Annotated in this window: 11 protein-coding genes; all 11 read right to left on the reverse strand. The window is 72.1% G+C overall.

Going from position 1 to position 11,792, the window contains the following annotated elements; translation table 11 throughout:
• Positions 1-10 precede the first annotated feature (10 nt).
• The 11 genes from ABD308_RS28160 to clsA all read right to left on the reverse strand — a co-directional run bounded on the left by ABD308_RS28160 (position 11) and on the right by clsA (position 11,668).
• Positions 11-1,396 carry a DNA polymerase IV gene (locus ABD308_RS28160; protein ID WP_344340315.1) on the reverse strand — a complete coding sequence of 462 codons (1,386 nt, stop codon included), beginning with the start codon at positions 1,394-1,396 and terminating at the stop codon, positions 11-13.
• Between the two features lie 66 nt (positions 1,397-1,462).
• Complete coding sequence (locus ABD308_RS28165) at positions 1,463-2,167, reverse strand: SanA/YdcF family protein (RefSeq protein ID WP_425554869.1); 705 nt, start codon at positions 2,165-2,167, stop codon at positions 1,463-1,465.
• 139 nt (positions 2,168-2,306) lie between these two features.
• Positions 2,307-2,969: a MerR family transcriptional regulator gene (locus ABD308_RS28170; protein WP_344340317.1), complete on the reverse strand. Its 663-nt coding sequence runs from the start codon at positions 2,967-2,969 to the stop codon at positions 2,307-2,309.
• Between the two features lie 260 nt (positions 2,970-3,229).
• The gene (locus ABD308_RS28175) at positions 3,230-3,706 is read right to left on the reverse strand and encodes a bifunctional nuclease family protein (RefSeq protein ID WP_030062493.1); all 477 of its coding nucleotides are present in this window, start codon (positions 3,704-3,706) and stop codon (positions 3,230-3,232) included.
• An 86-nt stretch (positions 3,707-3,792) separates the two neighbouring features.
• Positions 3,793-4,488: a transcriptional regulator FtsR gene (ftsR, locus tag ABD308_RS28180; RefSeq protein WP_344340331.1), complete on the reverse strand. Its 696-nt coding sequence runs from the start codon at positions 4,486-4,488 to the stop codon at positions 3,793-3,795.
• A gap of 188 nt (positions 4,489-4,676) precedes the next feature.
• Positions 4,677-5,549, reverse strand: coding sequence for a double zinc ribbon and FHA domain-containing protein (locus tag ABD308_RS28185; RefSeq protein ID WP_344340333.1), 873 nt, complete (start codon positions 5,547-5,549; stop codon positions 4,677-4,679).
• 115 nt (positions 5,550-5,664) lie between these two features.
• Positions 5,665-6,624 (reverse strand): DUF881 domain-containing protein, encoded by a 960-nt coding sequence (locus ABD308_RS28190; RefSeq protein WP_425554870.1) that lies wholly within the window; start codon positions 6,622-6,624, stop codon positions 5,665-5,667.
• Positions 6,625-6,832: 208 nt separating this feature from the next.
• A complete protein-coding gene (locus tag ABD308_RS28195) occupies positions 6,833-7,165 on the reverse strand; it encodes a small basic family protein (RefSeq protein WP_344340336.1) in 333 nt (110 codons plus the stop codon).
• Positions 7,162-8,226 carry a DUF881 domain-containing protein gene (locus tag ABD308_RS28200; RefSeq protein ID WP_344340338.1) on the reverse strand — a complete coding sequence of 355 codons (1,065 nt, stop codon included), beginning with the start codon at positions 8,224-8,226 and terminating at the stop codon, positions 7,162-7,164. The genes ABD308_RS28195 and ABD308_RS28200 overlap by 4 nt, the downstream gene beginning before the upstream one ends.
• 201 nt (positions 8,227-8,427) lie before the next feature.
• Positions 8,428-10,923 carry a sugar phosphate nucleotidyltransferase gene (locus tag ABD308_RS28205; RefSeq protein ID WP_344340340.1) on the reverse strand — a complete coding sequence of 832 codons (2,496 nt, stop codon included), beginning with the start codon at positions 10,921-10,923 and terminating at the stop codon, positions 8,428-8,430.
• A 124-nt stretch (positions 10,924-11,047) separates the two neighbouring features.
• Positions 11,048-11,668, reverse strand: coding sequence for a cardiolipin synthase ClsA (clsA, locus tag ABD308_RS28210; protein ID WP_344340342.1), 621 nt, complete (start codon positions 11,666-11,668; stop codon positions 11,048-11,050).
• Positions 11,669-11,792: the final 124 nt, after the last annotated feature.

An 11,792-nucleotide genomic window follows, 5' to 3' on the forward strand; every position in this document is an offset into this window, starting at 1 on the left:
CCGCTTCGCGTCAGTCCTCCGCCGCGGGCCACCCCTCGCGCAGCGGCAGCGGCCGGGACGGCTCCAGCGCCGGGTCCTCCACCGCGAAGGTCCGCACCCGCCCCGGCCCGCTCCAGGGCGTCTCGAAGCGCACCGTCACCCGCCCCACCCCGCTGCCCTGCACCCACCCCGGCCCGTGCTCCGCGTGCCGCACGTCCTGTCCCGGCAGCCAGCGACGCACCACCGCGGCCTCCTCCTCGACCGCCTCCGGCTCCTCCTCCACCCCGGCCCCCGCCGCCGCGGCCTCCGCCTCCTCCCGGACGGCCTGCGCGAACAGGTCCTCCTGGGTGTAGTCGGCCAGCTGCGCCACCCCGACGCCCAGCAGCCGCACCCCGCCCGTGATGTCCACCTGCGAGGCCAGTCGCCGGGCCGTCTCGACGATCACCGTCTCGTCGTCCGTCGGACCGCGCAGCGTCTCGGAACGGGTCAGCGTCGAGAAGTCGAAGCGCCGGACCTTCAGCACCACCGTCCGCCCCGACCGCCCGGCCCCGCGCAGCCGCCCCACACAGCGCAGCGCGAGGGTCTCCACCTCGCGCAGCACCCGGTCCCGGTCGGCCAGGTCCACCTCGAAGGTGTCCTCCACCGAGACCGACTTGGCGTCCTGGTCCGCCACCACCGGCCGGTCGTCCAGGCCTATCGACATCTGGTACACCCCGGCCCCGTGCGCCTTCCCCAGCAGCTGCACCAGCTCCGCCTCACCCGCCTCGGCGAGCTCGGCCACCGTGTTCAGCCCCGCCCGGCGCAGCACCTGCTCGGTGGCCGGGCCGATCCCCGGCAGCGCCCGCACCGGCATCGGTCCGAGCACCGCCCGCTCCTGCCCCGGCTCGATCAGCACCAGGCCGTCCGGCTTGGCCTGCTCGGAGGCGATCTTGGCCATCAGCTTCGAGCCGGCCGCCCCGACCGAGGCGGTCAGCCCGGTGCGCCGCTCGATGTCCGCCCGCAGGTCCTCCGCCAGGGCCAGCACCATCCGCTCCCCCGTGCCGTGCTCCGCCTCGGCCAGCACCGCGCCGTAGGGGCCGGCCTCCAGGTCGACGAAGGCCTCGTCCAGGCTCAGCGGCTGCACCAGCGGCGACAGCTCCCGCAGCAGCGCCATCACCAGCTCGCTCACCCGCCGGTACGCCTCGAAGCGGCCCGTCAGGAAGGCCGCGTTCGGGCAGAGCCGGCGCGCCTGCGCCATCGGCATCGCCGAGTGCACCCCGAACCGCCGCGCCTCGTAGGAGGCGGTCGAGACCACCCCGCGCCCGCCCAGCCCGCCGACGATCACCGGCTTGCCGCGCAGGCTCGGCTTGGCCGCCTGCTCCACCGACGCGAAGAAGGCGTCCATGTCGAGGTGGATGATGCTCGGCAATGACCGCACCCGGCGATCATGCCGTACGGGTCCGACAACACCGCCGGAGCAACACCGCCGAACGCGGCCGCCGCCTCAGCGCGCCGCCTGCTGCCGCCCCGCGTCCGCCAGCGCCCGCGGGATGCCCGGCTCGCGCGGGCCGAGGAACAGCGGGTCCGGCCGCAGCCAGGCGTTCAGGGCCGCCTTCCCGGCCCCCGGGATCTCCCGGATCCCGCCGTACAGCCGGCTGACGTTCAGCGTCTCCGGCACCCCCACCGCGTACGACTCGATGCCCGCCGCCTCGCAGAGCGCCAGCGCCCGGCGGACGTGGAAGTCCTGGCTCACCAGCACCGCCCGGTCCACTCCGAAGATCCGGTGCGCCCGGGTGCAGGAGTCCCAGGTGTCGAACCCCGCGTGGTCGCCGACCACCCGCACCTCCGGCACCCCGTGCTCGATCAGGTACCCGCGCATCGCGTTGGTCTCGTCGTAGCCCGTCCGGCTGTTGTCCCCGGTGACCAGGATCGCCTGGACCTTGCCCGCCCCGTACAGCTCCGCCGCCGCGTCCAGACGGTGCGCCAGGTACGGCGAGGGGCGGCCTTCGTACAGCCCGGCGCCGAACACCACCGCCACCGGGGCCCGGGGCGCGCTCGCCACCGTGCCCACCCGGTCCCCCGCCGCCAGCCACAGCCAGGCGCTCGGCGCGAGCGCCAGCGAGCAGCCGACCGTCACCAGCTGGAACAGCCGCCGCTGCGCCGGCCGCCGGCGCAGCCGCAGGCCGAGCCGCACCGACCGGCGCGCCAGCAGGCCGGGGATCCCGGTTCCGAACCGCACGTGTCCTCCCTCGTCCCGACTCACCGGGCACGACGACGCCGTGGGCCCGGACGGTTCCCCGTCCGGGCCCACGGCGTCGCTCGAAAACTCCGAGGCCCTGGGAGAGGACCTAGACCGCCCGGTTGCGCCGCTGCGCCAGCTCGTCCGCCGGGTCGTGGCCGACCACCGTCTCGCCGGTGTCCGTGCGCTCCGCGTGCAGCCGCGCCAGGGTCAGTTCCAGCTCCCGCCAGACCGCGCCGACCGCGATCCCGAAGACCCCCTGGCCGCCCTTCATCAGGTCGACCACCTGCTGGGGCGTGGTGCACTCGTACACCGTCGCGCCGTCGCACATCAACGTCAGCCCGGCCAGATCGGCGATCTCGGCGGCCTGCAGATGGGCGACCGCCACCCGGATGTTCTGCAGCGAGACGCCGGCGTCCAGCAGCCGCTTGACGATCTTCAGCAGCAGGATGTCGCGGAAGCCGTAGAGCCGCTGGCTGCTCGCCGGGTACACCGAACGGACGCTGGGTTCCAGCAGGCCGGTACGGGCCCAGTAGTCCAGCTGCCGGTACGTGATCCCGGCCGCCGCGCAGGCGGTCGGGCCCCGGTAGCCGATCAGCTCGGACGTCGGCGCGAGCCGCTCCAGGGCCGGCTGGCCCGGCTGTACCGCCGGGAACCGGCCCATCCTCGGCAGCTCCGCCGTCCGGGGCAGTTCGGTCACCGTTCGGGTGGTGCGCGGCAGGTGCACGGCGCACAGGCCTCCCGCGGCCACTTCATCGCCAGTGCCGGTCATGCCTACCTCCGTCCACTCGTGCTGCGGGCAACCCCAGACCGCGGGCGATCGGACACCCGGGCAGCCCCTCCTGACGGTAGGCAGTCCCCTATGGCCCGTCAACGATCGCCACGCCGAGCGGAACAGACCGCGTCACTCAGGAGAGTGGTTTTTCGTGCCCCTAGTGTGGGTAGGTGGACGCGTTTTGGCAAAACAGGCATAACCCCTGCGGCACCTCGGCCCACCGGCCGGTTCCGCAGCGCCCCGGGCCGCGCCGAGCCCTACTGCGGGCCGCCCCCGCCGAAGTCCTCCGGCGACACCTGGTCGAGGAACTCGCGGAACTTCTCGACCTCGTCCTCCTGCTCGTCCGGGATCGCGATGCCCGCCTCGGCGAGCACCTCCTCGCTCCCGTAGATCGGCGTGCCGGTGCGCAGCGCCAGCGCTATCGCGTCGGACGGCCGGGCGCTCACCTCCACCCCGCCGGCGAAGACCAGCTCGGCGTAGAAGACGCCCTCGCGCAGGTCGGTGATCCGGACCTCGGTGAGCTGCTGGCCGAGCGCCTCCAGGACGTCCTTGAACAGGTCGTGCGTCAGCGGGCGCACCGGCGTCATGCCCTGCTGGGCGAAGGCGATCGCGGTCGCCTCGCCGGGGCCGATCCAGATCGGCAGGTACCGATCGCCCCCGACCTCCCGCAGCAGCACGATCGGCTGGTTGGAAGGCATCTCCACCCGGACACCCACGACGTCGAGCTCATTCACACAGGCAACCCTATGGCTCCCGACCCGGATATGAAAGCGCAGCGCCGACGCCGCTGGTCAGCGCGGTGAGCACGAACGGGTAAGTGTTATGAACGGATCCGCAGGCCCGCCTGGACCATCGCCGCGTGCAGCCGGACGGACAGCGTCGCGAGCTCCCGGGCGGTCGCCTCGGCGTGCGCCCTGGTCTGCGGGTTTCGGTGCCGCCGAAGCGGCGCCACCACCTGCTCGACCAGCGCGATCTCCCGGTCGGCGGCGGCCTTCATGGCCCGCAGGTGGCGCGGTTCCAGCCCGTACCGGCCGAGCTCGGCGACCAGCCGGGCGACCTGCAGCGCCTCGCCGTCGTAGCCGCCGTCCGGTCCGGGCGCGACCAGCCCGTAGGACTCCCACTCGACCAGCTCGGCCTCGCCCGCCTCGGCGGCCGCCAGCAGCTCGGCCCGGCCCAGCCGGACCCCGCTGGAGGCCTCGGCCGAGGCGCTCAGCTCGCGGTCCGCCTCCTCCATCGGCCCGGGCCGGGTGTCCGCGGCCGCGGGCAGCGCCGGCGGGGTCTCGCCGCGCTCGATCGCGTCGAGGTGCTCGCGGATCACCCGCAGCGGCAGGTAGTGGTCGCGTTGCATCCGCAGCACGTAGGCCAGCCGCTCGACGTCCGCCGGGCTGAACTTGCGGTACCCCGAGGGCGTGCGCTGCGGCTCCACCAGCCCCTCCGCCTCCAGGAAGCGGATCTTGGAGATGGTGACCTCGGGGAAGTCGTCGCGCAGGAAGGCCAGCACGGCGCCGATGCTCAACAGCTCGTCACCACCGCGCCGCCGCCCGGCGGGCCGGCGTGGTCCNNNNGGCCGGACCGGCTGCCTGGGGGCCGCGACCACCCCCCGCGCGCCCTGGTCCGGCCGGGGGCCGGACGACGCGGGGGTGGCCGCCCCGAGAGGAGGGGAAGGGGTGTTCGGACTCACTCGGGCTCCTGCCGACGTTGGTTTCAGTACCCCCGGTTGTGGCTGGCGAAGAAGACCAGCCGGTACTTCCCGATCTGCACCTCGTCGCCGTTGTTCAGGGCGACCTCGTCGATCCGCTCCCGGTTGACGTAGGTGCCGTTCAGGCTGCCGACGTCGGCGACGGTGAAGCCGCCGCCCGGCGTCCGGCGGAACTCCACGTGCTTGCGGGAGACCGTGACGTCGTCCAGGAAGATGTCGCCCTGCGGGTGACGGCCGGCCGTGGTCTTGTCCGAGTCCAGCAGGAACCGGCTGCCGGAGTTCGGGCCGCGCTGGACGATCAGCAGGGCCGAGCCCGGGGGCAGCGCGTCGATCGCGGCCAGCACCTCGGCCGAGAGCGCCGGCGTGCCGGTCCCGGTCGTGGTGTTGGGGTCGTAGGACTCCAGACCGGAGATCGAGATGGTCGAGGTGGTCTCGGCCGACCCCTCCGGCAGCAGCCCGCCCCGCAGCGCCGTACCGCAGTTGGAGCAGAACCGCGCCGAGGCCGGGTTCGGGTTGCCGCACCTGGGGCACGGAGTGGGGCCAGCCATGTTCACAGCCTCCTGGCGCGGCACACCCGACGGGTTGTGCCCGGCGTACGGGTCCGGAGCAAACCCTCCACCAGAGGTTGAGGGTCCTGCCGGGAAACCTATGCGCGGGGCGCCGGAGGGGTCAACCGACGCGCCGTAGCCCGCCTGATTCCCCGCGTACTGGGCACCGTCCCGGAACAGCGGACGCTCGGCGTACTCCGCGCCCTCGGGGGCGGAGCGCATGCCCGGCACGGCGGGCTCGTCGTCCCGGCGGTGCAGCGCGGTGGGCGCCTCCGCGGCGGCCGCGCCGCGGCCCTTGCGACGACCGAACAACTTCGAGAAGAAACTCACGGGCGAATCCCCTTGCGTGTGACAGACCCGCCCGTGGGGCAGGGTGAGAACCTCGGACAGGGTGCGGGCCCGGTCGTGGATCGGGCCGGCAGGAATGGCACTCCGAACGTGACGGTCACTTCGGAGCCGGCTTGGCGTACTGCGGCGTCTTCGGATCGACCAGGGCGTCGACGAGGACCTTCTGCTGTTGGGAGATCGTCGCGCGCGCCTGGTGACTCTCCAGGGTACGGACGACACCTCCCGGAATGTTCAACGCGGGCGTGAGGTCCTGCGGATTCCCCACGACGGTGAAGCGGTAGGGCGCCGAGACCTTCTCGCCGTCGATCTGCACACCGCCGGACACGTCCGTGAAGTAGGTGTTGACCACCACGCGCACATCGTTGATCTGAATCGCCTCCGCCCCCGCCGCTCGGAGTTCCTGCAGGGTGTCCAGCAGCATATCCGCCTTCACCTGCCCTTGGGGATCATCGACCGTCAGTACGATGCCCGGACCGGTGGCCGGGACGGTCCCGGCGAGGACGCCGAGTTCCGTCACCTTCTTCCTGGTCTGCTCCTGGGCCTCCTTGGCCTGGTTGGAGCTGTTCTCCAACTTGGCCAGGGACTGCTCCAACTCCGTCTTCTCCTGCTGGAGACGCTGCTGGCGGCTGTCCAGTTCGTCGAGGATGCGAACCAGGTCCTCCTGGCGCGCGCCCCGCAGCTGGCTGTGGTGGTCGTTGGTGGAGCGGACCTGGATCGCCAGCGCCAGGCCGAGCGAGAAGAGCAGCAGGGCCACCACCAGCTGACCGCGCGAAAGCCTCGGCGGCCACAGCGCGGCCATCAGCCGGCGCCGTCCGGCGTGCCGGTCGACGGTCTGCGCCGAGACCGACATCGGCGCCTGCTCGGGCTCCTCCAGGTCGTCCTCGGCCTCCGTCTCCTCCTCGGGTTCCGGCTTCTCCGCGGGCGCCGGCGTCCCGGAGTGCGCACCAGGCGTCTCCGCCGTCACTTCAGGCGCACGCGCGGGCGCAGGCGTCACCGCAGGGGCGCGCCGGGGGACGGACGGGGCGGGCTCGGCCTCGGGCTCCCCCTTGGGCTCCACCTTCTTGGGCTCAACCTCAGGCTCAGCGTCAGACCCGGCCCGCACGGCGGCCTTCCCGGCCTCCCCGGCCCGCGCTGCCGCCGCCTCGGCCGGCGCGGCCGGCACGGTCGCCGCCTCGCCCGCAGGGTCTTCCCCTCGCTTCTCGTCCTGCACGACTTCTCCCGCCGATCCGTCCACTTTCTCCTCCGCCGCGCGCCCGCGGCCCGGCTCAGGCGCGGAAGACATGACGCCGGATCGCCGCCGCGTTGGAGAAGATGCGGATGCCGAGGACGACGACCACACCTGTGGAGAGCTGCGAGCCGACGCCCAGCTGGTCGCCGAGGAAGACGATCAGCGCCGCCACCACCACGTTCGACAGGAACGAGACGAAGAACACCTTGTCGTCGAAGATCCCGTCCAGCATCGCGCGGACGCCGCCGAACACCGCGTCCAACGCCGCCACCACCGCGATCGGCAGGTAGGGCACCACGGCGTCGGGTACCTCGGGCTGGACGAAGAGTCCGACGACGACCCCGATCACGAGACCCAGTACGGCAATCACGGTGTAGCGGCTCCTGTCGCTGCGGAGGGCGACCCGGTGGTGGTCGCGGTGGTCGGGCGGGAGGGAGTGGTCTTGGTGGCCGAGGCGCTCGGCGAGCGCTTCCCGCTCGCCTTCGCGGACGGCGAGGCCCCGGCGGACGGGCTGCCCTTCGGGCTCCCGCTCGGGCTGGTGGACGGGCTCACGGACGGGCTCGTACTCACGCTCGCGGTCGGACCCGCACTCGGGCTCGCGGTCGGCGAGGCCTCGGGAGTGGCGGGCTGCGCGGTCCGCAGCGTGACGCCGACGGCCGCGGGCAGCGTGAGGCTCTTCTGGGCCGAGATCGTCGACTTGATGCCGTACTTCTCCTGCAGCAGCCGCAGGTACTGGCCGGCCATGGCGCTCTCGAAGGCGCTCACCAGCCGCGTCCCGTCCCCGAGCGCCTGGACGGTGTACGGCGGCACCAGCGGCCGGTTGTCCACCAGCACGGCCTCACCGGCCGCGCGGATCGCCGAGAGCGCGGTGAGCCGCTGCCCGTTGATCGAGACCGCCTCCGCCCCGGAGGCCCAGAGGCCGTTCACCACCAGTTGCAGATCGCGGTCGCGAAGGCGCCCGCTGTTGGAGAAGCCCTGCCCGGCGCGCGGATCGACGTTGCCGCCCGCTCCGGTGCCGGGCGCGTCCTCCACCACCAGCTTCACGCCGGGCCCGGTCACCTCGCCGAGGCCGACCGCGCCGGCCACCGCCGCCGTGTCGCCCTCGCCCGCGGCGAGCGCCTGCTGCTGGGTGCTCTCGACCTTCCGGCGCAGGCCCTGGACCTGCTGCTGGAGCTGGTCGGCGGAGCCGTTGGCGTCGTTGATCCGGCGGATCAGGGCGTCGCGCTCCTTGGCGAGCGTCGGCTCCGCCTTGTGCGCGTTCACCGCCCCGACCGTGACGACCGCGCCGACCAGCGCCAGCCCGGCCCCCAGCGTCAGCATCCCGCGCGCCGTCCCGGGTATCCGGTAGGGCCCGTCCCCGCCCCGGGCGGCCGCCGCCTCGGCGTACCCCTCGTCCAGGCTGTGGTCCATCACGTTGGTCAGCAGGGACATCGAGGCATCCGGACGGTTGTACCGTCCACTGCTGGCACCCTGCCCCGGCGTCGATGACATGCGGACCATCGTCCCATGTCGCGCGAGGGCCCCGTGCCCGCCCCCTGAGCTGCGGACACACCAAACCCGGCGGACCGCGACCAACCGCCCGAAACGGACAGCGGGGCGGGACGGCCGAAGCCGTCCCGCCCCGCCCCGGGCTCACCGCCCGGCGCCGTCGACCACCGCCGCCCACTCGTCGAGCAGGGCCTCGCTCGCCGCGTCGTCCGGGCCCTCGGCCCACAGGTGGGTGACCGCCTCGGCCGGGTCCGGCAGGACCAGCGTCCAGCGACCGTCCGCCTCGACCACCCGGACCCCGTCCGTGGTGTCCAGCCGCCGGCTGCCGGCCGCCTCCACCACCGAGCGCATCACCATGCCCTTGGCCGCCCACGGCGTCGCGATGTCCCGCCGGCGGATGTGCGCCTGCGGGATCCGCGCGTCGATCTGGCTCAGCGTGAGCTGTGTGCGGGCCACCAGGCCGACCAGCCGGACGAACGCCGCGGCCCCGTCCAGCACTCCGCTGAACTCGGGCACCACGAAGCCGCCGCGCCCGTCGCCGCCGAACACCGTGCCCTCGGCGGAGGCCGCCTTGGCCAGGTCGTCCGGCGTCGTGGTGGTCCAGGTGACCTGGGTGCCGTGGTACGCCGCGACCTGCTCGGCGATCCTGGTCGTCGTCACCGGCAGGGCGACCTGCCCGCTCCGCCGCTCGGCCGCGACCAGGTCCAGCAGGACCAGCAGCGCCCGGTCGTCGTCGATCACCCGGCCCAGCTCGTCCACGAAGGCCACCCGCTCGCCCACCGGGTCGAAGCGCACGCCGAAGGCCGCCCGCGAGGAGGCGACCAGCTCGCCGAGCCGCGCCAGGCCCGCCCGCCGTTCCTCGGCGTCCTCGGTGGGCCGCGCCTCGTCGAGCCCGCTGGAGACGGTCAGCGCCTCCACCCCGAGCCGACCGAGGATGCTCGGCAGAACGAGGCCGGCGCTGCCGTGCGCGGTGTCCACGACCACCTTCAGCCCGGCCTCCCGCACACCCGTGGTGTCCACGGTCCGCAGCAGGTTGCCCGCGTAGGAGTCGAAGACGCTGGACGGGAAGGTGAGGTCGCCGATCTCACCGGGGAAGGCCCGGCGGTACTCCTGGCGCGCGTAGACGCGGTCGAGCTTGCGCTGGCCCGCCTGGGAGAGGTCGGCCCCGCGCTCGTCGAAGAACAGGATGTCCAGCGAGTCCGGCACCCCCGGGGTGGTCCGCAGGAAGATCCCGCCGGCGCTTCCCCGCGCCGTGTGCTGCCGGGCCACCGGCATCGGCACGTTCTCCAGGTCCCGGACGTCGATCGCGCTGGTCTGCAGGGCGGAGATCATCGCCCGCTTGAGGGCGCGCGCACCGCGCGAGTGGTCACGCGCGATGGTGACGGTCGCCCCCTTCTTCAGGGTCGTCGCGTACGCCCCGGCCAGCCGGACGGCCAGCTCCGGGGTGATCTCGACGTTGAGGATGCCGGAGACGCCGCGCACCCCGAACAGGTGCTCCTGGCCCCGGGACTCCCAGATCACCGAGGTGTTGACGACCGCGCCGGCCTCGATGGTCTTGAACGGGTAGACCCGGACGTTGGCCGCGATGATCGACTCCTCGCCGACCAGGCACTCGTCCCCGATCACCGAGCCGTCCTCGATCCGCGCGGCCCGCATCACATCGGTGTTCTTGCCGACCACGCAGCCCCGCAGATTGCTCTGCGGCCCGACGTAGACGTTGTCGTGGACGACCGCCCGGTGCAGGAAGGCACCGCGCTTCACCACGACGTTGCTGCCGAGCACGGTGTGCTCGCGGATCTCCACGCCGGCCTCGACCTTGGCGTAGTCGCCGATGTACAGCGGACCGCGGAGCACCGCGTCCGGGTCCACCTCGGCCCCCTCGGCCACCCAGACGCCCGGGGAGATCTCGAATCCGTCGATCTCGACGTCGACCTTGCCCTCCAGGACGTCCGCCTGGGCCTTGCCGTAGCTCTCGTGGGTGCCCACGTCCTCCCAGTAGCCCTCGGCCACGTACCCGTAGACCCGCTTGCCCTCCTTGAGCAGCTGCGGGAACACGTCACTCGACCAGTCCACCGACTCGCCGGCCGCGACGTAGTCGAAGACCTCGGGTTCCATCACGTAGATACCGGTGTTCACCGTGTCCGAGAAGACCTGCCCCCAGGTCGGTTTCTCCAGGAAGCGCTCGACCCGGCCCTCGTCGTCGGTGATCGTGATACCGAACTCCAGGGGATTCGGCACCCTGGTGAGACAGACGGTGACCAGTGCGTTCTTACTGCGGTGAAACTCGATCAATTCCGAGAGGTCGAAGTCCGTCAACGCGTCACCGGAGATCACCAGGAAGGAATCGTCCTTGAGGGCGTCCTCGGCGTTCTTGACACTCCCCGCAGTGCCTAGCGGCGTCTCCTCGTTCGCATAGGTGAGGTGCATGCCCAGTTCTTCGCCGTCACCGAAGTAGTTCTTCACCAGTGAGGCCAGGAACTGGACGGTCACGACGGTATCGGAGAGACCGTGCCGCTTCAGCAGCCGAAGCACGTGCTCCATGATCGGCCTATTGGCGACCGGAAGCAGCGGCTTCGGCATGCTGGAGGTCATCGGGCGAAGTCGAGTGCCTTCGCCCCCTGCCATAACAACGGCTTTCATTACGGGTGCGTCCTCCTTCGCGGTGGTGGGCCCTGCGGGTCCATCAAACCGTTCCAGAGGGGGTCTACCCGGAAGGTATCGTCCGACGCACCGTGGCGCCGTGGGAATTCTCTCAGATCACGTCTCAGACAGTGGACACCGAGGAGCCCGTGCCACCGCGGATGATCTGTCGCGCCTGCACCGCGTACAGAATGGCGGCCCACCAGTACAGGACCGTTCCCCACCAGATGAAGGCCCAGCTCACGATCTCGGCCGGCCGGGCGATCCAGCTGTCACCGGAGCCGAGCAGCAGAAGCGGAAAGGCGTACATCAGGTTGAATGTCGCCGCCTTCCCCAGGAAACTCACCTGCAACGGCCCGTAGCCGTGCCGGTTGAGAATCGGCAGAAGCGCCGCGATAAACACCTCGCGGGCCAGCAGGATCCCCGTCAGCCACCACGGCAGGATCTCACGCCAAGTCAGGCCGACCAGGGTGGAGAACACATAGAGCCGGTCCGCCAGCGGGTCGAGCAGTTGCCCGACCCGGCTGATCTGACCCCACCTCCGGGCGAGCTTCCCGTCCAGGTAATCACTGATGCCACTGAGCATCAGAATCAGCAGGGCCCAACCGTCGTTGTTCGGTCCGTCGAACACCGGCCAGAGGATCAGCCAGAGGAAGAGCGGAACACCGACCAGCCGGGCCATGCTCAGCAGGTTGGGGATGGTGAGGACGCGATCGGTCTGGACCCGCGTCTCCTGGACCTCCACCCGGGGGCCTCCTGTCACGTATAGCAACTACTGCATGTCGACCCTACAACAGAGAAGCCCCCGACCGATGACCGGCGGGGGCTTCTCCAGAAGAATTGTTCGGCGGCGTCCTACTCTCCCACAG

The sequence above is a fragment of the Kitasatospora putterlickiae genome (assembly GCF_039527695.1).
GTDB lineage: Bacteria > Actinomycetota > Actinomycetes > Streptomycetales > Streptomycetaceae > Kitasatospora > Kitasatospora putterlickiae.